The sequence below is a fragment of the Streptomonospora arabica genome, from assembly GCF_039531585.1.
GTDB classification, from domain to species: domain Bacteria; phylum Actinomycetota; class Actinomycetes; order Streptosporangiales; family Streptosporangiaceae; genus Streptomonospora; species Streptomonospora halophila.
The window spans coordinates 39,384-63,915 of record NZ_BAAAQI010000016.1 but is presented as its reverse complement, the minus strand read 5'-3'; the positions used below and the strand labels follow the sequence as shown (position 1 = coordinate 63,915).

Below are 24,532 nucleotides of genomic sequence, written 5' to 3'. Positions count from 1 at the left end.
GCGGGGCCGGGCACCGGCGGCCGACCGCGTCCGGCTGCGCCTGGGCCGGACGGCTGCGGAGGGCCGCGTGCCGGGCGCCGTCCCGCCGTGCCCGGTCCTGGCACAGGCGGAGGCCGTGCCCGCCTTCGGCGCCCGGGGCCAGACGGAAAGCGCCCCGGACGGGCGCCCTCCACCCGGTGCGGAACCGCTTGATGGCCGCGCCCGGCCGTGGCGTATGTTTGCCGTGTGCCGCACAGACCGACCAAGGGCGACCGCCCCCGGCGCCTGCGAGCCGAACAGGCGGGACCGCCTCTGGCCTACCACGGGGAAGGCCCGGTGTGGTGTCCCGCCGACGGCTGCCTGCGGTGGATGGACATGCTGGCCGGCGACATCCTGGCGCGCCGCCACACCGACGGGGCCATCGAGCGCACCGCCGTCGGCCGCGTCGCCGCCGCCGCCCGCCCCCGCCAAAACGGCGGTTTCGTCGTGGCGGTGGAGCGCGGCTTCGCGCTCATCGAACCCGGTTCCGCCGAGGTCCACCGCCTTCCGGAGCTGTGGAGCGATCCCCAGGTGCGGATGAACGAGGGCGGGTGCGATCTCCACGGCCGCTTCTACTGCGGATCCATGGACTACGGCGCCGCGCCGGGACGCGGAGCGCTGTACCGGCTCGACCCGGACCTCAGCGCGACCCGGATCCTCGACGGGGTCACCATCTCCAACGGGCTGGCGTGGACACCCTCCGGCGACCGTGCCTACTACGTCGACACGCCCACGCACCGCGTCGACGCCTTCGACGTCGCCCCGGACGGGGAGCTGGGCGAACGGCGCGCCTTCGTGGAGATCCCGCCCGAGCAGGGCAACCCCGACGGCATCTGCCTGGACACCGAGGGCGGTGTCTGGGTGGCGCTGTGGGACGGCGCCGCCGTCCACCGCTACACCTCCGGCGGGCGGCTGGACACCGTGGTGGAACTGCCCGTTCCGCGCCCGACCGCCTGCACCTTCGCGGGCCCCGACCTGTCCGAGCTGTACATCACCACCTCGGCGGAGAACCTCGACACAGAGCGGTGGCCGCAGGCGGGCGCCCTGTTCCGGGTCGTGCCGGGTGCGGTCGGCATGGCGCCCCTGGAGTTCGCCGGCTGAACCGGCGAGCCGGGCGGGGCCGCCGAAGGCGGCTACGCGATCCCCGCCCGATGGACACGCCGCCTCTCCGCATACGCCGGTGAGGGGGCAGGTGGGCGACCGGTCGCCCGAGCCGCGGTCCGCAGGCCGCCGCTTCCGCGTCCACCCGGGCCGACGCCGCCTTCACCTCCCTGCTCTGAGTAGATCGGGCTCGTCGTTCCGCAATGTTCCCTATCATTCCATAACATGGTCTACGATCGGGACGTAAAGGGAGTGATGGTGGATTCCATGCCAGGGGGTTCGACCTGCGCTCGACGGCGACCGTGAGGAGGAGGCCGTGTCTCAGCGGCTCTACTCGGTGGACCAGGTGGCGGACCTGCTGGGCCTGCACGTCAAGACGGTGCGCAGCTACGTGCGCGACGGGCGGCTACCGGCGGCGCGCATCGGCAAGCAGTACCGGATCACCCATGAGAGCCTTGAGGCGTTCACCGGAGGCACCGTCGCCGCCGCGCCCGGTGCCGCGGCCCGGCGGCGGCACGTCGACGTGTCGAGCATCGTCGAGATCGACGCGATCGGCCCCAAGGACGCCCACCGTGTCACCACCCTGCTGACGGGAGCCGCCGGCGGGAACACCGACGGTCGGCGGCTGCGCTTCGAGACCTCCTACGACGAAGAGCGGGCCCGGCTGAAGGTCGTCGTCCTCGGCGGCCTGAGCGAGACCACGCGCGTCCTGGAACTCGTCGGGACGGTGGTCGAACCGTGAACACACCCCAGGGGATCTACCGGAGCGAAGCCGGTGCACGGGCCGTCCACGACCATTACCGGGGCCTGCTGGAGCGGTGGCCGGTACCGAACACGCACGTCCGGGTGCCCACCCGGGAAGGCGAGACGTTCGCCGTGGCCTGCGGGCCCGAGACCGCGCCGCCCGTGGTCCTGCTGCACGGGTCGGGGACGAACACGGCGATGTGGATGGGCGACGCCGCCGTCTGGGCCGAGCACTTCCGCGTCTACGCCGTGGACGTGATCGGCGAGCCCGGCTTCAGCGCACCGTCCCGGCCGCCGCTGGGATCGGCGGCCTACGCCGGTTGGCTGGACGAGGTGCTGGACGGCCTCGGCGTCGCACGCGCGGCGGTCGTCGGCGCCTCCCTCGGCGGATGGCTGGCCCTGGACTACGCGACGCGGCGGCCCGAGCGCGTCACCCGCCTGGCGCTGCTGTGCCCGGGCGGTATCGGCAGGCAGAAGTCGGGATGGATGCTCAAGGCCCTGCTGCTGCGGCCGTTCGGACAGTGGGGACAGCGCAGGACGCTGGAGGCGGTCGCCGGTCTGCGGGGAGCCGGGACGAGGGAGTTCCTCGACTCGATGGCCCTGACGTTCGCCCACTTCAGGCCCCGCATGGAGAGGCTGCCCGCCTTCTCCGACGACGCCCTTCGCGGGCTGCCCATGCCCGTTCTCGCCGTCGTCGGGGCCCACGACGCGATGCTCGACTCGCACGAGACCGCCCGCCGGTTGCGACGGTGTGTTCCGCACGCGACCGTCCACGTCCTGCGCGACGCCGCGCACTCCATCGTGGGACAGGCGTCGACCGTCCACCACTTCCTGCGCGAACCGTCCGGGACGTAGCCGCGGACGGTCCGGCGGGCTTGGCGGGGTTGACGGGCTTGGCGGGGTTGACGGGTCGACGGACTCCTCCCGGTCCCGGCCGCCTTTCCCGCGACCGGGCTTGGCCGGGCACCCCGCGCGTTATAGCGTCGGTCCGAGTCGCGCCGCCGCCGCATCGCGCGAGGTTCGTTCGACGGGAACCGGGACGGAGACCATGTCGGGAGAAGTGCCGCCCACCGGGGAGGGAGCCGGTCCCGGCTCGTCGCCCGAGCTCCGGGTCTCCCATGCGGACCGCGACCGTGTGGCCGATGTGCTGCGTATCGCGGCCGGCGACGGCCTGCTGACGGCGGACGAGTTGGACGAGCGGCTGGAGGCCGCCCTGTCGGCGCGGACCGTGAGCGAACTGGCCGTTCTCACCGCTGACCTGCCGCCGGTGGCGGCGACGGTCGGAGAGGCCAAGGACGTCGTTCGAATCGAGCAGGTGCACAGCGCCGGGGTCGAGCGCGCGGGCCGCTGGGTGGTGCCGCGGAGGCTGGAGCTGGCGGTGCAGTGGTGCAGCGTGACACTCGACTTCACCGAGGCCGTGGTCACGCAGGGCACCGTGCGGATCGACGTGGACATGGCGGGCAAGACCCTGACGCTGGTCACCAGACCGGGCATCGTGGTCGATACCGACGGTCTGCGGCTGGCGCACAGCAAGGTCAAGCACCGTCGGGCGCCGACCGATCCCGATACGCCCGTCACTCTGCGGGTGGAGCTGGTCGGCCAGAAGGTTTTCGGGCGCGTGGTGGTACGACCCGCGCGGCGGACCTTCGCGCAATGGCTGCTGCGGAGGCCGGGGCCTCCGCGCTAGCGGCCGCTGAGCCCTCCTCACCCGCCACGGCGGGGCCGGCGCTTCCCGGGCAGGCGCTGGAGCGGAGGGCCTCGCCGCGCTGAAGGCGGCCGCGCCCGGCCACGCCCAGGAGGTCCGGCGCCTGTTCGTCGACCGGCTCACCGCCGACGAGCTCGACCGGTTCGCCGACATCGCCGCCAAGGTCCTCCACGGCCTGCGCGAGGACCCGCCGACCCGTTAGCCCGTGCCCGCCCGCTGAGGGCCGTGCGCTGCTGCGCAAGGGCCCGGACCCGCTCCGGATCCTCGGGTCGCACAAGCCCGGGCGGTCGAGCGGTTCACCCGTGAACGTGCGGGCGGGCATTGCGGCGCCGGGCGGCGTGCCGGGCCTGCTGCGCGCCCCGTTCGGCGATATTCTCGGGTTCTTCCTGGGAGAACCGGCCGCGCCGGCGGAGTACCGCTTCGCGCGTCCGACGGCGGCGGGCGCATTCTCCGGGGCCTTCGCGTGGCGGTCGGCGTTCTCTCAGCGGAGGTTTGCGCAAGTGCGGGGGCGGTAGGCGAGTCGGCGGTACACCAAGCGGTCGCTGACACGGGCGGCCGAAACGCCGGCTCTTCGCCCGCGCTCGGCGGCACCGTCCGGAATGCACGGTCCCGGACACGCCGACGCGGCGTGCCGACCGCAGCCGCCGATCGGTCCTCGAAACAGCCTCGGCAAGCGCGAAGGAAAAACAGGAGCTTCCCGTCTTCGGCGGAACCCGGCAGGAGCGACGCACGCGACTCGTGGTCGAGGAGGCCGACATTGACTGCATCCGGATCGAGGGTGCGCCCCCGGGGCGACCGGAAGCACCACGAAGCGTCCTGTCCGGCGGCATGCGGGGACGCGTGTCTGCGTGAGGCCGTCACCCGGCATCTCGAGGACTTCCTGGGTCGGCGGAGCCCCGCCGTCGCGGGCCTGGACGTGGACTTCGCCGACGAGGTCCTCGACCGGCTGGCCCGGTTCGTCGTCGAGGGAGGCAAGCGAGTCCGGCCGACCTTCGCCTGGTGGGGCTGGCGTGCCGCGGGCGGCGCCGACGACGGTCCCGAAGCCGCCTCTGCGCTGCGTGCCGCCTCCGCGCTGGAACTCGTCCAGGCGTTCGCGCTCTTCCAGGACGACGTCATGGACAGGTCCGAGGTACGCCGCGGCGAGCCCGCTGTCCACGTGCGGTTCGCGAACGACCACCGCTCGAAGCGGTGGCTCGGAGACCCCGACCACTATGGGCAGAGCGCGGCCCTGCTCGCCGGCGATCTGGCCCTGGTCTGGGCGGAGGACATGTTCACCGAAGCCCTGAGCCATATGCCCGACGCCCGGGAGCGGGCACGTGGACCCTGGCGCGCCATGCACACGGAGATGGTGGTCGGCCAGTTCCTCGACATGCGCTCCCAGGCGCGGGGCGATACGGCCGAGTCCACCCCGCTGCGGGTCAACCGGCTGAAGACGGCCGCCTACAGCGCCGAGCGCCCGCTGCACCTGGGCGCGGCCCTGGCCGACGCGAACGAGAAGGTCGTCCAGGCCCTGCGCAGGTACGGGGAGGCGGTCGGTTCCGCCTACCAGTTGCGCGACGACCTGCTCGACCTGTACGGCGAACCCGCGCAGACGGGTAAGGCGGTCGGCGCCGACCTGCGGGAGGGCAAACGTACTCTGCTCCTGGCCGTGGGCCTGCGGCGCGCGCGCGAACGCGGGGACCGCGAGGCGGTGCGGATGCTGGACTCGGCGATCGGCGACCCCGGGCTCCCCGACGCCGACGTGCGCGCGGTCGCCGACCTCTTGGCGGCCCTGGGGGCCAAGAAGGCCGTGGAACAGCGTCTCGCCGCGCTTCTGCGCGAGGGAACGCGTTCCCTCGCAGACGCGCCCATCACCCCGGTGGCCTACGAGGAGCTCCGGCGGCGGGCGGACGGGGCGATCACACGCGCGACCTGACCGAACCGGTGGCGCGTGCTGGTGACGGCCGGCAGCCGACAGCGGCGCGACTCTCGGTACAGGCCCGGATACGCGTTCCGGAATCGGTCCGACAGAGAAGAGAGCCATGAAGCCGAGCGCATCTCAGCTGCGTACCGTTCCTGGCCGCACCGACCACGTCGTCGTCGTGGGCGCCGGCCTGTCGGGACTCGCCGCCGCGCTGCACTTGCTGGGAGCCGGGCGGTCCGTGGCGGTCGTCGAACGCGACGGGCATCCGGGAGGGCGCGCCGGCCGCGACGATGCAGACGGTTTCCGCATGGACACAGGGCCGACGGTACTCACCATGCCGCACCTGATCGACGAGGCCCTCTCGGCCGTGGGCGACTCCCTCGACCGCCGCTTGGACCTCGTCCGGCTCGACCCCGCCTATCGTGCCCGATTCGCCGACGGCTCCACCATCGACGTGCACACGGACGCGGAGTCCATGGCCGAGGAGGTCGCCCGCAAGGCCGGCGGCCGGGAGGCCCGGGGTTACCTGCGCCTGCGCGGCTGGCTGGGCCGGCTGTACCGGCTCCAGATGCGGTCGTTCATCGACGCGAACTTCGACTCGCCGCTGCAGCTGCTCACCCCGGAGCTCGCCCACCTGGCCGCCATGGGCGGTTTCGGGCGCCTCGCACCGGCCATCGGGCGCTTCGTGTCCGACGAGCGACTGCGCCGCATCTTCTCGTTCCAGTCCCTCTACGCCGGAGTGGCCCCGCAGCAGGCGATGGCGGCCTATGCGGTCATCGCCTACATGGACACCGTCGCGGGCGTGTACTTCCCCATGGGCGGCATGAGGGCGCTGAGCGACGCGCTCGCCGACGCCGTCGTCGCCGCCGGAGGAACCCTCCACTTCGGCCAGGAGGTGCGGCGCCTGGTGCGCCGCGGCGACAGGGTTACGGCGGTCGAGACGGCCGAAGGCCTCCGACTCGACTGCGACGCCGTTGTACTCACCCCCGATCTGCCCATGGCCTACCGCCTGCTCGGGCGAACCCCGTGGCGCCCGGTCCCGTTGCGGTTCTCGCCCTCCGCCGTGGTCCTGCACGCCGGGGTCGACCGCGCGTGGGCCGAGACGCCGCACCACACCATCTCCTTCGGCGCCGCCTGGGAGCAGACCTTCGACGAGATCTGCCGACGCGGCACGACCATGAGCGACCCCTCTCTGCTCGTCACCCGCCCCACGGCCACGGATGCCGCACTGGCGCCCCCCGGGCGCGACCTGTACTACGTGCTGGCACCGTGCCCCAACCTGCGCACCGGCGGGATCGACTGGCGGCGCGCGGCGGACGGCTACCGCGACAGCCTCGTCCGCACGCTGGAGCGGCGCGGGCTGGAGGGGTTCGGAGCCGCGATCGTGACCGAGCGGCTGACCACTCCGCTGGAGTGGTCGCGCAGAGGCATGGCCTACGGCACCCCCTTCGCCACGGCGCACACGTTCGCCCAGACGGGCCCGTTCCGGCCGCGCAACCGCGTAGCGGGCACCGAAAACGCGGTCCTTGCCGGGTGCGGCACCACGCCCGGAGTCGGACTCCCCACAGCCCTGGTGTCCGGGAAGCTGGCGGCCGCCCGGATCGCGGGCGGGGCAGCCGTGGGGAAGGGGGCACGGTGATCGCGAGAGGAGCGGCCGCCGAGCTCGACGCGGCGGGCGTCACCGGGACCGCACTGCGCCGGGACTACGCGTGCAGCCGCGCTCTGCACGCCCGGCACGGGCGCACGTACTACCTGGCCACTCGGGTCCTTCCCGCCGGGCGGAGACCGGGGATCCACGCCTTGTACGGATTCGCCAGGTGGGTCGACGACCTGGTCGACGAACCCGAACCGGGGCGGACGGCGGAGCACAGTGCGGCGCTGCTCGAAGGCGTCGAGCGGGATCTGGACGCGGCCCTGTCCGGCGGGCGGGCGCAGGCTCCGCCGGTGCGGGCCCTGGCCGACACCGCCCGGCGCTACGAAATCCCCGCGGAGTACTTCGCCGCGTTCATGGGGTCCATGCGCGCGGACCTGACCGTCACCGACTACGCCGACTTCGCGGAACTCAATGCGTACATGTACGGCTCGGCCGCCGTGATCGGCCTGCAGGTGCTTCCCGTCCTGGGGACCGTGGTGCCCCGGGCCGAAGCGGCGCCGCACGCGGCGGCGCTGGGTACGGCCTTCCAGTTGACCAACTTCCTGCGCGACCTCGCCGAAGACCTCGACCGGGGGCGGGTCTACCTTCCGGCCGACGTGCTCGCCTGCCACGGTGTCGACCGAGACCTGCTGATGCGCTGCCGCCGTACGCGCGTCCAGGACACCCGTGTCCGCCGGGCCCTGGCGGAGGTGGTCGCCTTCAACCGCGCGGTCTACCGCGAAGCCGAGCCGGGGTGCGCGATGCTCTCTGCGGTCGCGCGGCCGTGTGTCGAAACGGCCCTGCGGTTGTACCGGGGCATCCTGGACGAGATCGAGGACGCCGGGTACGACGTATGGTCGCGGCGCCACCGCGTCGCGCGCTCCCGCCGCGTGCGCACCGCGGTGCCGGCGCTGGCCAGGGCCTGGGCGGCACGCGGGCTCAGCGCGTGACCCGCCCGCGCACCCGGCGCCGGTGATGTGGAGGAGGAACATGCCCGGTTTCGAGCCCAGACGGTTCCCCTTGCGTCGACTGCCCGCGACGCGGTGGAGCCGCCAGCGCCCCTCGTGGCGCGAGGCGTCCCCCGCGGTGATCGGCGACGCTGTCAAACGTGCGCTGGCGCGTCCTTCCGGGAACTGGTACGTGCTCGCCGCCAGCGCGGACGTTCGTCGGGACCGCCCCTTCGGGCGGATGGTCGCCGGCAGCGAGATCGTCGCCTGGCGGGACGGCGAGGGGCGCCTGCACGCGGCGCCCGGCGCCTGTCCGCACTTGGGAGCACCGCTGTGCCGGGGCGCCGTCGACGCGGGGAGACTGGTGTGCCGCTGGCACGGCCTGGACCTGGGGCCGGAGGGGTTCCCCGGGTGGCAGCCCTATCCCGCCTACGACGACGGGACGCTGGCATGGGTCCGCCTGGACCGGATCGGCGGCGAAGAACCGCTCGCCCGCCCCGTCCTCCCCGAGCGGCCCGCCTCCGCCACCACCCTCGCGGCGGTGGAGAGCCTGGCCGGACGGTGCGAACCCGAGGACCTGGTGGCCAACAGGCTCGACCCCTGGCACGGGTCGTGGTTCCACCCCTACTCCTTCGTGGGTCTGCGCGTCACCGAGACGGCGTCGGGAAGCGACCCGGACCCCGACCGGATGGTCGCGGAGGTGGCGTTCAAGGTGGCCGGCCGGTGGGGAGTGCCCGTGCGGGCCGCGTTCAGCTGCCCGGAACCGCGCACCGTGGCCATGCACATCATCGAAGGCGAGGGCGAGGGGAGCGTGGTCGAGACCCACGCGACCCCCTTGGGCGTTCGCGGCGGTGTCCCCACGACAGCGGTCGTCGAGGCCACCATCGCCTCCTCCGAGCGGCCCGGTTTCGCCCTGGCCGCACGTGCCGCGCCGGTGGTGCGCCCCCTGATGCGCGCGGCCGCCCGGCGCCTGTGGCGCGACGACATCTCGTATGCGGAGCGGCGCTACGCGCTGCGGACGTCGGGCCACTGGCCCGGCTGAGCCCCGGCGCGCCCCCAGCGGGCCAGCGCCCGCATCGGCGCCCAGCGACCCCGGCTGGGCACGCTCCACAGCCGGTGACCGGGCAGTCCCCAGCCGGCGAGCAACTCGTTGGCGGCCATCAGCCCGCTGGTCGCGGCGCGCTCCATGAGGGCGACCGGGAGGTCCACACGGACGTGGTCGCCCGCTACCACCAGCCCGGGGTCGGGGGTGGCGGGGGCCAGCCGGTGCTCGTAGCCGCCCGGTGGGAAGAGGGCGCAGTCCGCGCGGAGTTCGTGGCGCTGGTCCACGACGCCCGCCCGCGCGGTCTCCGGGAAGACCCGGTGCAGTTGGGCGATCAGGCGCTGCTGCTCGACGTGTACGTCGCAGGATTCCGGCAGCGCGTAGGCGTGCAGCTCCACGACCGAACCGCCGGTGCGCCGCGCCCACTGGGCGGCCTCGTCCTCGAAGCGCTCCAGCACGCTGATGTTGTCGAGCGTGGGGTAGCCGGCGGTCCCCAGAAAACCGGGGCGTTCGGCGCGTACAGGCCGGTCCAGCCACAGCCGGCTCACCAGGAAGGGCGGGGCGCTGGGCGCGGCGAGGACGCGGCGGCGCCAGTCCTGTGCGCCCAAGGCGGGAGAGCCGGCGGTCAGCCGCCGCAGGCCGGCGATGTCCGTGGCGAGGACGACGGCGTCGAACTCCTCGGCGGCCCCGCCCTCCGGGTGGACGGCGAAGCGGCGCCGGATTCCCGGAGCGATCTCGGAGACGGGTGTCGAAAGCCGCTGCCCCACCCCGCGGCGTGCGAGGTAGGAGGACCAGGGATCCCAGAGGGCCTGGGGATAGGGCGCGTTGGCGACGTCGAACAGCAGGCCTTCACTGGAGCCGAGGAAGTACACATGGAACATGACGGCGAGCTCGGCCGCCGAGAGCCGCGCAGGGTCGGCGAAGAAGCTGCGCGAGAACACCTCGAAGGCCAGGTGCCGGGCGCGCGGAGGGAAGCGGATCGCCTCCAGCAGCGCGGGCGCGTCCCGGTGGTCCAGGCGCCGGTAGACGCCGGGGACGTCGACGTCGAGGAGCTGGAGGGCGGCGGCGAGGTTGACCCGGGCCAGTTCGCGGGCGGGAAAGCTCCGACTGCGCACCGCCAGCGCGAATGCGTTCAGCGGCGGGGAGGCCGGAAGCCCGGTAAAGCCGTCGCGGAGGCCGTTCGCGTGCACGAGCGGATAGTCGGGCAGAGGGCTGAGCATGCCCAGGGCGGGGTCCAGGCGTGCCAGCAGCGCCCGCAGGTTGTAGTACTGGCGGAAGAAGGCGTGGAAACCGCGGCTCATCGTCGCTTCGCTGCCGTCGCCGAGGGTGGTCGGCCACCCCCGCAGGCGCCCGCCGAGGCCGGGTTCGCGCTCGAAGACGGTGGTCGACACGCCGCGTTCGGACAGTCCCGTGGCCGCGGCCAGTCCCGCGATGCCGCCGCCCACGACCGCCGTTCTCGGAGCGGTTGCGGGCCGTGCTGCCCGGGGAGCGGCGGGGGCGACCTCCTCGGCCCGGGGGTCGGCCGGAGCCCACATCACCGGGAGCCGGAGGGAGCGGGCGCCGTGCCGGCGAAGGTGTGCACGATGCCTCGCTGCCAGCCGCCCAGCGCCTGGGTGCGGACGTTCTCCAGTCCCGCCTCGCGCATCCGTCGACGCAGGCGCGCGGCGCCGTCGAACTCCAGGACGCTGCGCCACAGGTAGCGGTACAGCGCGGACCGGCCGGTCGCGACGCATCCGAGGGGGATGATCACCCCCCAGCAGACCAGCGACCACACGCAGCGCGCCGCCACCGAGTCGGCGACGGAGTACTCGTGCAGCACGATTCCGCCCCCGGGCTTGAGCAGGTCGCGCACCGCCGCCAGAGCGGCATCGGTGTCGGGGCAGTTGCGCAGCAGGTAGGCGGCGAAGACCGCGTCGGAGGGGCCGCCCAGGGCGCCCGCGGCCAGGTCTTCGGCGCGGGCGTGCACGAAGCGGACCCGGGGTCCCCAGCGCTTGGCGCGGGCCCGGGCGAGCATGCCCTCGGACGCGTCAACACCGATGATCTCGGCACGGGGGTACTCGCGGGCGAGGGCGGCGGTGGAGGCGCCTGTTCCGCAGCCGAGGTCGAGTACGCGGAGCCCCTCCCCGCCCCGCGGGAGTCCGAGCCTGCGCGCCGACGCGCGCAGGTGCCGGTGGTACCCCGGGTTCGCCGCGACGAGCAGGTCGTAGGCTGCGGCGGCGCGGTCGAACTCGTCCCCCACCCGGCCGGCCTTCATCGCGCGGACCGTCTTTGCCATGATCCTCCGAGCCGAAGCGAAAGGAACCGGTCTTTGTGCCAGGCTAACCGCCATGCGGGTATTCGACTTGCTCATCGTCGGTGCCGGCGCGGCCGGCCTCAGCCTGGCCCACGCCGCCGCGGGGATCGTGCTGCCCGGCGTCGGCACGCCGCAGATCGCCCTCGTCGAACCGCCGGCGGGAGCGCCGCGTCCGAACGAGCGCACGTGGTGCTTCTGGGAGCACGGCGCCGGCCCGTGGGACGAGGTCCTGGCCGCCCGGTGGGACACCCTGTCGGTCGTCTCGCCCACGGGCGCCCGGCATGGGCAGTCGATCGGTCCCCAGTCCTACAAGATGCTCCGCTCCCGGGACTTCGAAGACCACGTCCGCGGGCGCATGGGGCCCGGCGTCCACGAGTACGCGGCGACGGTGGAGGCGATCGACGACGGTTTTGACCACGCGACGGTGCACGCGTCGCGAGCCGACGGTTCTCCGCTCTCGCTCACGGCGCGCCGGGTCTTCGACTCCCGCCCGCTGACTGCTCCGCCCGCCGCCCGCACGACGCTGCTGCAGCACTTCCGCGGATGGTTCGTGCACACCGGGCACGACGCCTTCGACCCCGGCTCCGCCGTGCTGATGGACCTGCGCACCGCCCAGCCGCGGCGCGGCGTCTCGTTCGGCTACGTGCTTCCGCTCTCTCCCCGGGAGGCGCTGGTGGAGTACACGGAGTTCACCCGCCGGGTCCTCGACGACGCGGGCTATGAAGCGGCTCTGCACCACTACACCGCGGAGGTGCTCGGCTTGGAGCGGTTCACGGTCTCGGCCTCCGAGCAAGGGGTCATCCCCATGACGGACGGCGGCTTCGCGACGCGGGCGGGGCGGCGCGTCTTCCGCATGGGTGCGGCCGGCGGTGCGACCCGACCGTCCACCGGCTACACCTTCAGCGGCATCCAGCGCCAGGTCGCCTCGGTGGTGCGCTCTCTGGAACGCGGCCGCCTGCCCCTGCCGCCGATCCCGCACAGCCGTCGGCACCTGGCCATGGACGCCGTGCTGCTGCGCGCCCTGGACTCCGGGCGCCTGGACGGCGCGGCGTTCTTCGCCCGGCTCTTCGCACGCAACGACATGCGCGACGTGCTGGACTTCTTGGATGGGCGGTCGGGGTTGGGGCGCGAGCTGCTCGTGGGGGCGACGGCCCCCGTCGTGCCGATGTCGGTGACGATGCTGGAGTGCGCGTTCCGTTCCCCGCGCCCGATGCGCAGTCCACCCTGACGGCGCGCCTTGCGGAGCGTGCACCGATGCCGCGCGCGGATGCCGACCGCCCAGGCGGCCACGCGACCGCCGGCTACGCGGGCTCCTCACCCAGGTAGAAGGCGGTGGTGCGGTCCGCGGCCGCGGCGGCGTCCTCCCGGGGTGTTCCGGTGCGCACCGACGCCTCGCCCCAGCGCTCGCTCGCGGCACGGATGAACCGCCGGACGGGCGCGGTCCGGGCGAAGGCGTCGGGATCGTCGGGGCGGTCCTCCCCGGCGACCAGGTGCAGCACCAGACCCAGCAGGGCGAGGTCCCAGCCCACCCCTGTCGCGCCCGGTCCGAAGCGGGCCCAGAACGCGGAGTCGGCGTCGCCGGTGTGCTGGTGCTCCAGGGTGAGCCGTACCCGGTCCCCCTCCGGGGCGAGGTGCACGGCCACCTGGCTGGACTCCCCGGCGAACTCCCACGTCACCGTGAAGGACCGCGGCGGATCGCAGGCCACCACCTCGCCGGAGGCGTTGTCCTCGACCTGGTAGCGGCCTCCCAGCCGCAGGTCGCCGCTGACCGGTGCGAACCAGCGCCCGAGCCGGTCGGGCTGTGTGCAGGCCTCCCACAGGTCCTCCAGCGTGGTCGGATAGGACTGGCTGATGGTCTGAACCGTGTGCTGCCTGTTCCCCTCGCGATCGACGGCGAGGTCGCGGCGCACCTCCTCCGCCTGCGAGGCGATGATCTTGTCGGACGGCCCGGTCATGGCTGCTCCTCGTCGTCGGACGGCGCCGGCGTGGCGCCGTCTCGTCGTGCCTTCTTGCCGCGGGCGATCTCGGTGCCGAGCGCATCCAGGCGCGGTGCCCAGAATCGCCGGAACGGATCCAGCCACTCGTCGACGCTGCGCAGCGGCTCCGGGTCCAGCGAGTACACCCGGTGGGTCCCCTCGGCCCGCATGTCCGTGAACCCCGACTCCCGGAGCACCTTGAGGTGCTGGGACACCGCCGGCTGGCTGATCCCGAACTCTTCGCCGATCACGCGGACGACGTCGCCGGCCGGCATCTCGCCGCCGGCCAGCAGCTCGAGGATGCGTCTGCGGACAGGGTCACCGAGAACGTCGAAGGCGTGCACACGACCAGAATAAGCACCGCCCAATATAAGTCAAGGGTGATATTTCTACGCTGCGCGCGCCCGGCGGCCGCTCCGGGGCGCCGCGGTGGGATCTGCCCTGTTCAGCGGTGGCCGGCGCCCGCGGTGGTGCCGGACCCCGGCTGGGGCGTCGGGTCGAGGACGGCCCGCGACTCGTCGACCAGGCCGGTCAGGTGGGCGACCTCGGCCTCGGTCAGGTGCTCGGCGACCTCTGCGGCCGCGACGTTGGCGCGCAGATGGTCGGGGTTGGTCGTGCCGGGGATGGCGACCACGGCATCGGAGCGGCGCCTCCAGCGGTCCGCCCGTCCGGGGGTTCCGCGTTCCGGTCGGGAGGAGCGCGGCCGTGCGCGGCGCGTGACGAGCGCGGGCCGACCGGAGAACCGGACGGCCCGCGCCGCGGAGAGGCCGGGCGGAGGTCACACGGCCAGTTCTTCCTTGGCCGCCGGGCTGGAGTCGGGGTCGTACCGGCGCAGGCCGACCAGGACGAGTGCGCAGGTGGCGACCACCATGGCGGCACCGACGTAGAGCTGGGTCGCCGAGGCGCCGGCGTCGTTGAGCATGCCCGCGACGGTCGGGGACAGGATGGCTCCGATGCGCCCCATCCCGAGCGCCCAGCCCATGCCGACGCTGCGGATGTTGGCCGGGTAGAGCGCCGGGCCGACGGTGTACGCACCGGCGATGCAGCCGTTGATCAGGGCGCCGACGACGACGCCGATGCCGAACCCGAGCCACAGAGTCGAGGTGCTCAGGATGAAGACGACCATCATCGCGGCGGAGAGCAGGGAGAACCCGATCAGCACCACCCGCGGCGTACGCATCCGGGCGGCGACTCCGTAGAGGATCGAGCCGACGGTGCCGCCGATGGAGATCGCCATCCCGGCGGTCACGGCGGCGCCCTCGGAGAGGCCTTCCTCGACCAGCAGCGTGGGTGTCCAGCTGTTCACGAAGTAGAAGCCGAACATGATCGTGATGAAGGTGATCCAGAGCAGAACGGTCGGGGGCAGCCGCTGCTTGAGCCACCCCGAAGCGGCCCGCTCGCCTCCCGTGCGGGCGGCGGCGGCCTGGTCGAGGTCGGTGTCGGTGAGGACCTCCATCCGCATCCGGGCCAGTGTCCGGTTGATCCGTGCCAGGGCGCCGCTCGGGCGCTTCTGCTCGAGGAAGGCGACCGACTCGGGAAGGATGGCGGCGATGACGACCAGGGCGAGCAGGGTGCCGAAACCACCGGCGTAGAAGACGATCCGCCAGTCACCGCCGACCGCGGCCTTCGCGACCAGGCTCGCCACAGTGGCACCGATGCCGTACCCGGCGGTGTAGATGCCGATGGCCAAACCGCGGTTCCTGGCGTTGGAGAACTCGCTGGCCATCACGTTCGTGCTGGCCAGGATGCCGCCGACACCGATGCCGGTGACGAGGCGGAAGACGCCCATGACCGTCACCGAGGGCGCCATCGCCGCGCCGAACATGCCGATCGTGCCGAGGGCGAGGCTGAGCAGGATCAGCGGGCGCCGACCGACCAGGTCGGCGAACGGAGCGAGCAGCATCGAGCCGATCGCCATCCCGATCAGACCGACCGAGACCAGCAGCCCGAACTGCGATCCGGTCAGCCCGAACTCCTCGGTGACCGAGGGCCCCGTGAAGGCGACCGCCATCACGTCGAAGCCGTCCAGGCAGTTCATGAAGGTACAGAGGGCGATGATCAGCCATTGGTAGCCGCTCATCGGTGTCTGCGATATGCGTGCGGTGATGTTCATGGGGTGTCCAGGTGGTGGGGGTCCGGGTGCAGGCGGCGGCGCGCCGGGTCAGGTGAGGTGCAGGGAGAGGACGGCGGGACGGGCCTGGCCGCTGCCGGCCGCCGCCCGGGAGACGCAGAGGCACAGGCTGCTCGAGCGCTCCTTCTGGGACTCGCTCAGGAAGATGTCGCGGTGGTCGATGGTGCCGGTCGAGTTGACCACCTTGGCCAGGCACAACCCGCACTCGCCCTTGCGGCAGTCCGAGAGCGTGTCCACGCCGGCCGCCGCGAGGGCGTCGAGGATCGAGGTGTCGGGTGCGACGGTGATCTCCCGGTCGAGCTGGGGGAGGCGTACCACGAACTCCTCGGCCGGGTGCCGGCCGCTGGAACCGAACGTCTCGAAGCGCAGGTTGGTCGTCGGCAGGCCGTGCTCGGCCCAGGTCCGCGAGACGGCGTCCATGAGCCCGATCGGACCGCACATGTACAGCTCGGTGGTCGCGGCGGCGGGCGCCTGGGCGATCCCGGCGACGAGGCCGCCGACCGCCAGCGAGGTGCCCTCGTCGTCGACGTGGACACGCACCCGATCGCCGTGCTCGGCGACCAGGTCGTCGAGGTAGGCCATCACGGCGCGGCTGCGGCCGGCGAGCACCAGCTCGTAGTCGGCGCCGCGGCGGCGCAGCGCGGAGGCCATCGCCACCAGCGCGGTGACGCCGATACCGCCGGCCACGAGTACGTAGCGGGTGGCGCCGACCGCGAGCGGGAAGTTCTGGAGCGGTCCGGTGACGGCCACCTCGTCTGCGACCCGCAGCCGGTGCATCGCCGCGGAGCCGCCGCGCGAGGTCGGGGAGAGCTGCACACTGAGTGTCAGCCTGCGGCCGCCGTCCTCGGAGCGCACCACGGAGTAGGAGCGCACCCGGCGGGCGCCGCTGCCGGTCTCGACGTCGATGTGTGTGCCGGGCGCGGCGTGCTCGGGATGCTCGGGTTCGAGGACGATGCGGCGTACACCCTCGGCGGCGTCGGCGACCTCGACCACCCGGGCCCGTTGCCAGCGGGCCCGGGCCTGCACCGCCACCTCAAGCCCCTCGGCCGGAAGCCGGTGCGGAGGAGGGACGGCCTTCCGCCGCGAGCATGCGCTCCAGGATCTGGCGTACCCACATGCCGCCGGCGTCGATGTTGAGGCTGTAGAACTCGTGCTCGGGGTTGGCGTCGATGGCCCGCTGCTGCGCGCGCAGCATGTCCTCGTCCTCGCCGAAGACCCCGTGCACACCTTGGCGCAGCTGGGTGGTGATGGTCTGGCTGTCCAGGCGGTAGTTGCGCATGAACGCCCAGAAGTAGTGGCAGGAGCGGTCGGTCTCCGGGGTGATCGTGTTCATCACGTACCCGTTCACGCCCTGGCTGCGGTCGCCCTCGGGCGCACCGGTACCGGCCTTCGCCACACCGACGTCGATGCAGATCGTGCCCGGGGCCTCGAACCTGATGATCTGCCACCGGTCGACCCTGCCCTCGAACCCGGGGAACTTGTCGCGCATGTTCTTCAGCCAGAACGGCGGCGGCGCGATGTCGCGCATCCAGCGTGTGACCGTGACGGTGTCGCCCTCGTGGGTCACGTCGAACTCGGCCCCGGACAGCTCCTCCTGCCCGATGCTCGAAGAGTGCACGAACTCCTCGTGGGTGAGGTCCATCAGGTTGTCGAGGACGAGCTGGTAGTTGCACTCGGCGTGGATGGTCTCGCCGTCGCCGGCCCAGGCCGGGTCGTCCATCTGGTGCATGTCGGGCACGGCGGTCGGGTCGGCCAGGTCCGGGTCTCCGACCCACACCCAGACGTACCGGTAGCGCTCGACAACGGGGTAGGAGGGGACGACCGCGCTGGGGTTGATCGTCTCCTGCGCCGGCATCCCCGTGCAGCGACCGCTCGCGTTGTAGCGCAGTCCGTGGTACGGGCACTGCAGTTCGTCGCCCAGGACCCTGCCCTTGGACAGCGGTGCGAGCCGGTGCCAGCAGGCGTCGGCGAGGGCGACGGCGCGGCCCTCGCTGTTGCGCCACAACGCCAGCGGAACGCCGGCGACGGTGCGCGCCAGCGGCTGCTTGCCGGTGACCTCGTGGTCCCAGGCCGCGACATACCAGGCGTTGCGGGGGTGGTTGAAGATCTTCGCCGCCGCGGCGGTCGGTGGGGCGGTGTCCGCCAGGGGAGAGGAGGCGGTGAGGGTCATGGAAACTCCCTATGAAGAGAGGTATGTGTTGCGCGGCTCACAAGCTACCTATGGATATAGTTAGTTGGCAAGGACGGACAGCGCCACCGAATCGGAGAGGCGGGGCCGGTGTCACTGCGTTACGCGCTGATCGCACTGCTCACAGGTCGGTCGATGACCGGGTACGACATCTCCAAGAGCTTCAGCCGCTCAGTGGCGCACGTCTGGCATGCGCCCGACTCGCAGATCTATCCCGAGCTCAACCGGATGGAGCGCGACGGGCTGCTCACGTCGGTCGAGGTGCCCTGGGGCAAGAAGGGGACGAAGAAGGAGTACCACGTCACCGACGCCGGGCTGGCCGACTTCCGCGCCTGGATGGAGTCGCCCCTGGTACCGCAGCGGCAGCGCGATCCGGCGTACCTGAAGGCGGCCTACTTCGACTTCGCCGATCCCGCGGCCGTGCGGGAGCAGCTGCGGCAGCAGCAGGCGTACTGGGAGGAGCAGCTGCGCATGCTCGAAGGCACCCGGGCCACCCTGCTCGACCGCAGCCACCCCACCCTGGCGGCTCGCCTCTCCACGCTGAACGAGCGGGATGCCGAGCTCGCGGTGCGCTACAAGGTGTACGCCTACGACGGCCTCATCGCCCGTGCCCGCACCGAGCTGGCCTGGATCGCGGACGGGTTCGCGCTTCTCGAGGAACTGCACGGCCGCTGACCCCCGAAGGCGCCGACCTGCCGCCACCGGCGCTTCCGGCCGGTGCGAACGAGGGGACGCCGATCGAGCCGCGCAGGTCGTCGTGCTCGGTGCCGGACTCGACACCCGCGCGCTGCGCCTCGCGCACGGCAGCGCGTTCGCTCCGGGGCGCCAGACCCTGGGCGACAACGCCTCCCCGGTCGACGAACTGATCGTCACCTGGTGAGAGCGGAGAATCCGATGCACGTGACCGGAGACCGGCGAGTCTGTGTGGGAGCGGGACAGTGCGTACTCGCCGCTCCCGACGTGTTCGACCAGGACGAGGACCACGGCCTCGTCCTGGTGCTGCAGGAGGAACCCGGCGACGACCAGCGTGAGGCCGTCGACCACGCGGAAGCCGCATGCCCGTCGGGCGCCGTGCACGTGGACTGATCACGGCAGGTCATGCGCGCGCAGAAGAGGGCGACCCCGACGCGGCGCGGGCGAGGATCCGCGTGCGGCGCCCCGGGATGTTAAAAATAGTTGACATCGTGTCTGTCCTGGTTTACATTCCTGGTGTCAAGTTCGTTTTACATCGGGGAGGGCACGTGTCACTCGAAGAGAGGCGGGTGTGGACGTACGCCGCCGTCACCCTGGTGGTGTCAGCGGTGTACGCCGCAGTCATCCTCGCGCGGGTCGCCGCAGGCCCCGTCGCCGATGTGGACTACGTCCGCCCGATGCTCCTGGCCATCGGCGCCGCGCTGGTACTGAACACGGTCGTCGGCCCGCATGGCCGGGAGCGGCGCGACGAGCGCGACGCCGAGATCTACCGGCACGGTGAGCACATCGGCTTCTACGTGCTCGCTGCGGTCGCCGCGGCGGCGCTGGTGCTGACCCTGGCCCAGTTCGCGCACTTCTGGATCGCCAACACGCTTTACCTGGCGTTCGTGCTGAACGCCCTCACGTCTTCGGCCGTGAAGATCTCCGCGTACCGGCGGGGTTTCTAGCATGGCCAAGCGCACCCGCGTCACCAACTCCATCCGCTCTCTGCGATTCGCCAGCGGCGAGATGACCCAGGCGGACCTGGCCGAACGCATCGGCGTCACCCGCCAGACCGTGATCGCCATCGAGCAGGGGCGCTACTCGCCCTCGCTGGAGGTCGCCTTCCAGATCGCACGGGTCTTCGGCACCCCGCTCGAAGAGGTCTTCCAGTATCCCGACGCGCCCGATGGCGACCACGCCTGAGCACGACCGCCCGGGCTCCGCCTTTTGCGCTCCCTTCCGCGGTCGCCGACCGCGCCCGCCGACCGTCTCGCCCGCATCGGGCGGAGAGGACTGCGCCATGTCCCCACAGCCATCCAGCGCCGCTCCCGCGACCACCATGAGAGCGGCCGTCTGCCGCCGCTACGGATCCCCCGACGTGCTGAGCGTCGCTGAGGTCCCCCGCCCGCGCCCCGGCGGCGGCGAGCTGCTGGTGCGGGTGCGCATCAGCGCCGTCACCCCCACCGACTGCGCCGCCCGCTCCGCCCGCCCCGCCTTCGCCCGGCTGGCCTTCGGGCTGCGCAAACCGCGCAACCCGGTCCTGGGCGGGCTCGTCGTCGGAACGGTCGCGGAGACCGGGCCCGGAGCCACGGGGTTCGCCCCGGGCGACGACGTCGTCGCCGAGACCGGCGCGGCGATGGGCGCCCACGCCGAGTACGCCCGCGTATCGGCTGCCGGGGCGCTGCACCGGCCGCCGGGCCTGCCCGAGGAGGACGCGGCCGCCGTGGCCGACGGCGGGCTGACCGCGCTGCCCTTCCTCCGCGACCACGCGCGCCTGGCGAGCGGTCAGCGCATCCTCGTCAACGGCGCCTCGGGGGCCGTCGGCAGCGCGGCCGTCCAGCTGGCCCGTTACTACGGCGCGGAGGTCACCGGTGTCTGCAGCGGCGCCAACGCCGAGCTCGTGTCCTCGCTGGGCGCCGGCGAGGTGATCGACTACACCGAGCAGGACTTCACTCGCGTCGGGGAGCGCTTCGACGTCGTCTTCGACGCCGTGGGCACCGGCTCCTACGGCCGGTGCCGTCGCCTGCTCCGTCCGGGCGGCGTCTACCTCACCACCGTGCCCGGTGCCGCGATCCTCCTGCACACCCTGCAGACGCGCCTGTTCGGCAACCGAAGGGCCCGCCTGGCGCTGACCGGGCTGCGCTCGCAGGCGGAGCGTGCCGCCGACCTCGCGGTGCTCACCCGTCTGGCGGTGGAGGGGCGGCTCGCGCCGGTCGTCGACGGCCGCTTCCCGCTCGACGGCATCCGGCAGGCCCACCGGCGCGTCGACTCGGGCCGCAAGCGCGGCACCGTCCTCCTCACGGTCCGTTAGATCCGATGCAGCCGGGTGGAAGTGAGGTGAATCGACGGACGGGCGAGGGGTAGCGGCCGTCGTCACCGGGCCCGCGTCCGAGCGGGCCGCCGCCGAGGCGGCCGCGCTGGCCGTTCACTTTCACAGGGGAGTCGTCCGTGTTCCGCCACACCAGTGATCTGCAGTTCGAAGCCAAGCCGGAAAAGCCCGACGCGCTGTATGCGATGAAGCTCCAGGAGCTCATCGGTGGCGCCTTCGGTGAGATGACAGTGACGATGCAGTACCTGTTCCAGGGCTGGAACTGCCGGATGGAGGGCAAGTACAAGGACCTGATCATGGACATCGCCACCGAGGAGATCGGGCATGTCGAGATGATCGCGACCATGGTGGGCCGCCTCCTCGAAGGGGCCCCGGACGACGTCACCGCCGAGGCCGTCAAGGAACCGGCCGTGGCGGCCGTGGTGGGCGGGATGAACCCGCAGCAGGCCATCGTCGGCGGCGGGGGCGCGCTGCCGGTCGACTCCGCGGGGACTCCGTGGAACGGCAAGTACATCGTGGCCAGCGGCAACCTGATGGCCGACTTCCGGGCCAACGTCGCCGCGGAGTCCCAGGGGCGGCTGCAGACGGCGCGGCTCTACCACATGACCGACGACCCGGGCGTGAAGGCGATGCTGCAGTTCAACCTGGCTCGGGACACCGTGCACCAGAACGAGTGGCTGGCCGCGATCGAGCAGCTGCAGGAGGACGGCCTGGAAGGTCCCGTGGCTCCCGACGACCTGTTCGAGGAGGAGAACCAGGCCCACGCCCGCACCCACTGGCACCTGTCCGACGGAGGCGAGGCCGACCAGGGGCCCTGGGCCTCGGGGCAGGCGCCCGACGGGCGGCACTCGTTCGAGTACATGGCCGATCCCGCCGCGCTGGGCGGCAAGGCCTCGGCGCCGGCGCCCCGGCCGCACCAGTACGTCACCTCGCGCACCGACGCCTCGGGCGGGCCCCACGTGCCGGGCCAGGCGCGCGGCGTCGCCGGCAGGATCAAGGACACCTTGCAGTAGCGGTAACGGAGAAGGAAGAGGGCCCGGGGTGCGGGCGGCCGCCCGCACCCCGGGCCGCGGATCGCGCGGTCGTCCCGGGCCGTCCGACCAGCGAGGGCATCGCAGACGGCGCGGATCGCGCGGTGGGCGTGCGCCCGCGTTGGACCGGGCCGACCACCGCGGGCGCACGCCGCCGAGCCCGGGTTCTGCCACGTCGCGCGGCGCGGATCGGCACCCGCTACGACAGGCTCCGTCGCGGTACCCCGCGGTGGAGCCGTGCTGAGGACGTGCTGGAGGCGATCGTCGCCCGGCTCGACGCTTTTTGGAGTCCCCAGGGGCAGGTGGGGGAGTCAGACCTGCCCGGCTCCGCCGTCGGCGGCGAGCGCGGAGCCGTTGACGTAGCTTGAGGCGTCCGAGGCCAGGAACGTGGCGGCTGCGGCGATCTCCTCCGGGGCGCCCATCCGTCCCAGAGGGATCATCTCCTTGGCCCGCTCCCGAGCCTCCGAGGGGACGAGGTCGAGCATGCCCGGGGTGGGGACCATGCCCGGCGAGAGCACGTTGACGCGGAAGCCGTACCGGCGCGAGCTGTGGGCCCAGCCGCGGGCCAGGTTGTGCACCGCGGCCTTGGACGCACCGTAGATCTCCAGGCCGTGCTGCGGGTGTGTCGCGGCGGTCGAGCCGGTCAAGATGATGGAGGCCCCTGCTCGAAGCAGCGGCAGCGCCTTCTGGACCGTGAAGATCGTTCCCTTGACGTTGGTGGCGAACAGGCCGTCGACCTGCTCTTCGGTCACTTCACCCAACCGGGTTGTCGTGCCGATGCCGGCGTTGGCGACCACGACGTCGACGTGTCCGGCCTGCTCGCGGACGGTCTCGTAGAGAGCGTCGAGATCGGCGGGCACGGAAGAGTCGCAGACCACGGCGGTCACGCCTTCGCCGAGCTCGGCGACTGCCGTGTCGAGCGATTCCTTGCGCCGGCCGGTGATGAACACCCTCGCGCCCTCGTCGCGGAAGGCCCGCGCGATCGCGAGCCCGATGCCGCTGCTGCCGCCGGTGACCACGGCCACCTTGCCTGTCAGGACGGCCACGCCGCCCACCTCCTTGAGTTATGGACTGGATCGTCCACAACTCTGTCCTATCTGGACTGATTGGTCAATATCTCGTGCAGTGGCTCGCCGAGCGGGGCTTCACGGCCTTGCTCGTCGGGCCACCCGGGGGCGCCCTGAAAGCGGGGCGAAAGCAGGGCGGCCGCGAAGCGGACCGCCGGTTGTGGCCCATCGGGTCCAGAACTCGTAGAGTTGGGTGATGCCTCGACCTCGGGAGTTCGACGAAGACCGCGTCGTCGTCGCTGTCCGCGACGAGTTCTGGAACAAGGGCTACGCAGCGACGTCGATGGACGACCTGCTGCGCGTGAGTGGGCTGGGCAAGGGCAGCCTTTACGGGGCCTTCGGGGACAAGCACAGCCTCTTCCTGCGGGTCCTACGCGACTACGACGACGCGAACCTGCTGATGCTGCGCGAGCGTCTGGAGTCCGCGCCACGAGGGGTCGACCTGGTGCGCGAGTTCGTGCTCAGCATGACCGGCGACCCGACCGGAGCGGCCGCGCGGCGGGGCTGCCTGCTGGCCAACAGCATCGCCGAACTCGCCGCCAGCGCCCCGGACGTCGCAGCCGAGGCCCGCCGCAGCTACGACGCGGTCATCACCGTCCTCACCGAGGCGCTCGAGCGCGCCCAGCGCGAAGGCGACGTCGACCCCGACGCCAACGCTGGCGAGGTTGCCCGCGCGGTCCTCGCCGCCCAACTCGGAGTCATCGCGCTCGGCCGTACCGGGATGGACGTCGAGGTGCTCACCGCAGTGGGGCAATCCGCCCTGAGCCGGTTGCTGCCCGCGCCGGCGCAGTAGCCGACCGGCCACCGACCTGTGTCGCGGGAACAGAGCGCTGAAGGCACCGCGCCCGCGGGAGTGCACCGATGCGCAACAGCACCGTGGTCGGGAACAGGTGCGGGTCCCGCACACGCGGGAGTGAAGCAGGAGCCGCCGCGCGTTTGTGGCGGGGGCCGCCCGCGAGGTTTTACATCGCGGTGAGCTTGGATCCAAGCTGAGCGCAGAGGTGGACTTCAGGTCTTCACGGCCCGTGGCCTGTGACCACTGCGCATCACGGAGCGAAAAAATCATCCTCCATGGGCCGCGGCGGCGGTGATGACGGCCTCCACACCGAAGCGCAGGCGTTCTTCAAAGGGCTCATTGACGGCTCGGGCACCCAGGCGGTGTAGGGACGGGTAATCCTGCTCGGAAAAGACGAGTCGTCCACCTGGAGGCATCCCGCTGCGACCGGCCTGCTCCTCCAGAGTCAGCCCCAACACCAGGTAGTGAATGCTCCAGACGCTTCGTGCAGCGGTTGCCTCATCGGCGGCGAGCTGCAGGGTGGCGGCGGCGAGGATGTCCGCGGCACGCAGCGTATTCGCCTGGAAGGCGTCGGTGCCGGCCACCAGTCGAGCCCCGTCACGCCGGGAGAGCATGACGGCGCGGAGTCCTGCGGCCAAGGCGTGGACTCGCTGCCGGGGGGCGTCAGGCAGGCCATCGAGGTCGAGGTCGCCGAGGACGGCGTCGGCCATCAGCTCGAACAGGTGCGCCTTGGTGCGCACCTGGTAAGAGACGGTGTTCAGGTGGGCATCGAGTCGTTTGGCGACGCCGCGCAGGGTGACCTTCTCGATGCCCTCTTCGTCCAGCAGATCCAGGGCCGCCTGGACCACCCCTTCTCTGTTGTGGCGCTGCTGAACCATGTGCTCCTCCGTTGGCCTTGTGCTCCACAGTAATCGGCCGCACGCCGCTCCCCGATTGAGACTTGGTCACCGACC

General features: G+C 72.4%; 27 protein-coding genes. 17 read left to right on the top strand and 10 right to left on the bottom strand.

Features of this window, described 5'->3' with window-relative positions:
- The first annotated feature begins 225 nt into the window (after positions 1-225).
- The 8 genes from ABD284_RS20780 to ABD284_RS20745 all read left to right on the top strand — a co-directional run bounded on the left by ABD284_RS20780 (position 226) and on the right by ABD284_RS20745 (position 9,093).
- Entirely contained in the window at positions 226-1,119 is an 894-nt protein-coding gene (locus ABD284_RS20780) for an SMP-30/gluconolactonase/LRE family protein (protein ID WP_344146205.1), read from the top strand.
- A gap of 316 nt (positions 1,120-1,435) precedes the next feature.
- Positions 1,436-1,861: a helix-turn-helix domain-containing protein gene (locus ABD284_RS20775; protein WP_344146202.1), complete on the top strand. Its 426-nt coding sequence runs from the start codon at positions 1,436-1,438 to the stop codon at positions 1,859-1,861.
- The gene (locus tag ABD284_RS20770) at positions 1,858-2,718 is read left to right on the top strand and encodes an alpha/beta fold hydrolase (protein ID WP_344146199.1); all 861 of its coding nucleotides are present in this window, start codon (positions 1,858-1,860) and stop codon (positions 2,716-2,718) included. The genes ABD284_RS20775 and ABD284_RS20770 overlap by 4 nt, the downstream gene beginning before the upstream one ends.
- Positions 2,719-2,911: 193 nt before the next feature.
- On the top strand, positions 2,912-3,550 hold the full coding sequence (locus tag ABD284_RS20765; RefSeq protein WP_344146196.1) for a DUF1707 SHOCT-like domain-containing protein: 639 nt from the start codon (positions 2,912-2,914) through the stop codon (positions 3,548-3,550).
- Between the two features lie 934 nt (positions 3,551-4,484).
- Positions 4,485-5,483 carry a polyprenyl synthetase family protein gene (locus ABD284_RS20760; protein WP_344146194.1) on the top strand — a complete coding sequence of 333 codons (999 nt, stop codon included), beginning with the start codon at positions 4,485-4,487 and terminating at the stop codon, positions 5,481-5,483.
- A gap of 106 nt (positions 5,484-5,589) precedes the next feature.
- A complete protein-coding gene (gene crtI / locus ABD284_RS20755; RefSeq protein WP_344146191.1) occupies positions 5,590-7,110 on the top strand; it encodes a phytoene desaturase family protein in 1,521 nt (506 codons plus the stop codon).
- The gene (locus ABD284_RS20750; protein WP_386699575.1) at positions 7,107-8,054 is read left to right on the top strand and encodes a phytoene/squalene synthase family protein; all 948 of its coding nucleotides are present in this window, start codon (positions 7,107-7,109) and stop codon (positions 8,052-8,054) included. Before crtI ends, ABD284_RS20750 begins: the two co-directional genes overlap by 4 nt.
- A 40-nt stretch (positions 8,055-8,094) precedes the next feature.
- Positions 8,095-9,093, top strand: coding sequence for a DUF5914 domain-containing protein (locus ABD284_RS20745; protein WP_344146188.1), 999 nt, complete (start codon positions 8,095-8,097; stop codon positions 9,091-9,093).
- On the opposite strand, the gene ABD284_RS20740 is transcribed toward ABD284_RS20745, so the two are convergent.
- Together ABD284_RS20740 and ABD284_RS20735 are read right to left on the bottom strand one after the other, a co-directional pair.
- Positions 9,057-10,628, bottom strand: a complete 1,572-nt coding sequence (locus ABD284_RS20740) for an FAD-dependent oxidoreductase (protein ID WP_344146185.1) — start codon at positions 10,626-10,628, stop codon at positions 9,057-9,059. The two genes, ABD284_RS20745 and ABD284_RS20740, sit on opposite strands and share 37 nt — an antisense overlap.
- Positions 10,628-11,368: a class I SAM-dependent methyltransferase gene (locus tag ABD284_RS20735; protein ID WP_344146182.1), complete on the bottom strand. Its 741-nt coding sequence runs from the start codon at positions 11,366-11,368 to the stop codon at positions 10,628-10,630. Before ABD284_RS20735 ends, ABD284_RS20740 begins: the two co-directional genes overlap by 1 nt.
- A 52-nt stretch (positions 11,369-11,420) precedes the next feature.
- Between ABD284_RS20735 and ABD284_RS20730 the strand changes: the two genes are divergently transcribed.
- On the top strand, positions 11,421-12,614 hold the full coding sequence (locus ABD284_RS20730; protein WP_344146179.1) for a lycopene cyclase family protein: 1,194 nt from the start codon (positions 11,421-11,423) through the stop codon (positions 12,612-12,614).
- Positions 12,615-12,687: 73 nt separating this feature from the next.
- Here ABD284_RS20730 and ABD284_RS20725 read toward each other — a convergent pair whose 3' ends face one another.
- The 6 genes from ABD284_RS20725 to ABD284_RS20700 form a co-directional block, all read right to left on the bottom strand.
- Positions 12,688-13,341 carry an SRPBCC family protein gene (locus tag ABD284_RS20725; protein WP_344146176.1) on the bottom strand — a complete coding sequence of 218 codons (654 nt, stop codon included), beginning with the start codon at positions 13,339-13,341 and terminating at the stop codon, positions 12,688-12,690.
- Positions 13,338-13,706, bottom strand: a complete 369-nt coding sequence (locus ABD284_RS20720) for an ArsR/SmtB family transcription factor (protein WP_344146173.1) — start codon at positions 13,704-13,706, stop codon at positions 13,338-13,340. The genes ABD284_RS20725 and ABD284_RS20720 overlap by 4 nt, the downstream gene beginning before the upstream one ends.
- A gap of 101 nt (positions 13,707-13,807) precedes the next feature.
- A complete protein-coding gene (locus ABD284_RS20715) occupies positions 13,808-13,996 on the bottom strand; it encodes a hypothetical protein (RefSeq protein WP_344146170.1) in 189 nt (62 codons plus the stop codon).
- Between the two features lie 144 nt (positions 13,997-14,140).
- Positions 14,141-15,475: an MFS transporter gene (locus ABD284_RS20710; protein WP_344146167.1), complete on the bottom strand. Its 1,335-nt coding sequence runs from the start codon at positions 15,473-15,475 to the stop codon at positions 14,141-14,143.
- A gap of 48 nt (positions 15,476-15,523) precedes the next feature.
- Positions 15,524-16,525 carry a PDR/VanB family oxidoreductase gene (locus ABD284_RS20705; RefSeq protein ID WP_344146164.1) on the bottom strand — a complete coding sequence of 334 codons (1,002 nt, stop codon included), beginning with the start codon at positions 16,523-16,525 and terminating at the stop codon, positions 15,524-15,526.
- 1 nt (position 16,526) lies between these two features.
- Entirely contained in the window at positions 16,527-17,663 is a 1,137-nt protein-coding gene (locus ABD284_RS20700; RefSeq protein WP_344146161.1) for an aromatic ring-hydroxylating dioxygenase subunit alpha, read from the bottom strand.
- 108 nt (positions 17,664-17,771) lie between these two features.
- Between ABD284_RS20700 and ABD284_RS20695 the strand changes: the two genes are divergently transcribed.
- The 7 genes from ABD284_RS20695 (at position 17,772) to ABD284_RS20665 (ending at position 21,698) form a co-directional block, all read left to right on the top strand.
- Positions 17,772-18,356 carry a PadR family transcriptional regulator gene (locus tag ABD284_RS20695; RefSeq protein ID WP_344146158.1) on the top strand — a complete coding sequence of 195 codons (585 nt, stop codon included), beginning with the start codon at positions 17,772-17,774 and terminating at the stop codon, positions 18,354-18,356.
- Positions 18,289-18,561 (top strand): class I SAM-dependent methyltransferase, encoded by a 273-nt coding sequence (locus tag ABD284_RS20690; RefSeq protein WP_344146155.1) that lies wholly within the window; start codon positions 18,289-18,291, stop codon positions 18,559-18,561. Before ABD284_RS20695 ends, ABD284_RS20690 begins: the two co-directional genes overlap by 68 nt.
- A gap of 14 nt (positions 18,562-18,575) precedes the next feature.
- Positions 18,576-18,767 carry a ferredoxin gene (locus tag ABD284_RS20685; RefSeq protein ID WP_344146152.1) on the top strand — a complete coding sequence of 64 codons (192 nt, stop codon included), beginning with the start codon at positions 18,576-18,578 and terminating at the stop codon, positions 18,765-18,767.
- Positions 18,768-18,922: 155 nt separating this feature from the next.
- Entirely contained in the window at positions 18,923-19,321 is a 399-nt protein-coding gene (locus tag ABD284_RS20680; protein WP_344146149.1) for a hypothetical protein, read from the top strand.
- Between the two features lies 1 nt (position 19,322).
- The gene (locus tag ABD284_RS20675) at positions 19,323-19,559 is read left to right on the top strand and encodes a helix-turn-helix transcriptional regulator (RefSeq protein ID WP_344146146.1); all 237 of its coding nucleotides are present in this window, start codon (positions 19,323-19,325) and stop codon (positions 19,557-19,559) included.
- A gap of 97 nt (positions 19,560-19,656) precedes the next feature.
- On the top strand, positions 19,657-20,667 hold the full coding sequence (locus ABD284_RS20670; protein ID WP_344146143.1) for an NAD(P)-dependent alcohol dehydrogenase: 1,011 nt from the start codon (positions 19,657-19,659) through the stop codon (positions 20,665-20,667).
- A 137-nt stretch (positions 20,668-20,804) separates the two neighbouring features.
- On the top strand, positions 20,805-21,698 hold the full coding sequence (locus tag ABD284_RS20665) for a manganese catalase (RefSeq protein ID WP_344146140.1): 894 nt from the start codon (positions 20,805-20,807) through the stop codon (positions 21,696-21,698).
- 329 nt (positions 21,699-22,027) lie between these two features.
- On the opposite strand, the gene ABD284_RS20660 is transcribed toward ABD284_RS20665, so the two are convergent.
- Positions 22,028-22,762 carry an SDR family NAD(P)-dependent oxidoreductase gene (locus ABD284_RS20660; RefSeq protein ID WP_344146137.1) on the bottom strand — a complete coding sequence of 245 codons (735 nt, stop codon included), beginning with the start codon at positions 22,760-22,762 and terminating at the stop codon, positions 22,028-22,030.
- Between the two features lie 217 nt (positions 22,763-22,979).
- Here ABD284_RS20660 and ABD284_RS20655 point away from each other — a divergent pair, with 217 nt between their 5' ends.
- Complete coding sequence (locus tag ABD284_RS20655) at positions 22,980-23,576, top strand: TetR/AcrR family transcriptional regulator (protein WP_344146134.1); 597 nt, start codon at positions 22,980-22,982, stop codon at positions 23,574-23,576.
- Positions 23,577-23,845: 269 nt separating this feature from the next.
- On the opposite strand, the gene ABD284_RS20650 is transcribed toward ABD284_RS20655, so the two are convergent.
- Positions 23,846-24,457, bottom strand: a complete 612-nt coding sequence (locus ABD284_RS20650) for a TetR/AcrR family transcriptional regulator C-terminal domain-containing protein (protein WP_344146131.1) — start codon at positions 24,455-24,457, stop codon at positions 23,846-23,848.
- Positions 24,458-24,532 lie beyond the last annotated feature (75 nt).

Coding starts and splice junctions, on each gene's coding strand:
- crtI (WP_344146191.1), top strand. CDS start 5,590: ATGAAGCCGAGCGCATCTCAGCTGCGTACCGTTCCTGGCCGCACCGAC.
- ABD284_RS20745 (WP_344146188.1), top strand. CDS start 8,095: ATGCCCGGTTTCGAGCCCAGACGGTTCCCCTTGCGTCGACTGCCCGCG.
- ABD284_RS20710 (WP_344146167.1), bottom strand. CDS start 15,475: ATGAACATCACCGCACGCATATCGCAGACACCGATGAGCGGCTACCAA.
- ABD284_RS20685 (WP_344146152.1), top strand. CDS start 18,576: ATGCACGTGACCGGAGACCGGCGAGTCTGTGTGGGAGCGGGACAGTGC.
- ABD284_RS20675 (WP_344146146.1), top strand. CDS start 19,323: ATGGCCAAGCGCACCCGCGTCACCAACTCCATCCGCTCTCTGCGATTC.
- ABD284_RS20730 (WP_344146179.1), top strand. CDS start 11,421: ATGCGGGTATTCGACTTGCTCATCGTCGGTGCCGGCGCGGCCGGCCTC.
- ABD284_RS20655 (WP_344146134.1), top strand. CDS start 22,980: ATGCCTCGACCTCGGGAGTTCGACGAAGACCGCGTCGTCGTCGCTGTC.
- ABD284_RS20700 (WP_344146161.1), bottom strand. CDS start 17,663: ATGACCCTCACCGCCTCCTCTCCCCTGGCGGACACCGCCCCACCGACC.
- ABD284_RS20670 (WP_344146143.1), top strand. CDS start 19,657: ATGTCCCCACAGCCATCCAGCGCCGCTCCCGCGACCACCATGAGAGCG.
- ABD284_RS20740 (WP_344146185.1), bottom strand. CDS start 10,628: ATGTGGGCTCCGGCCGACCCCCGGGCCGAGGAGGTCGCCCCCGCCGCT.
- ABD284_RS20735 (WP_344146182.1), bottom strand. CDS start 11,368: ATGGCAAAGACGGTCCGCGCGATGAAGGCCGGCCGGGTGGGGGACGAG.
- ABD284_RS20650 (WP_344146131.1), bottom strand. CDS start 24,457: ATGGTTCAGCAGCGCCACAACAGAGAAGGGGTGGTCCAGGCGGCCCTG.
- ABD284_RS20765 (WP_344146196.1), top strand. CDS start 2,912: ATGTCGGGAGAAGTGCCGCCCACCGGGGAGGGAGCCGGTCCCGGCTCG.
- ABD284_RS20725 (WP_344146176.1), bottom strand. CDS start 13,341: ATGACCGGGCCGTCCGACAAGATCATCGCCTCGCAGGCGGAGGAGGTG.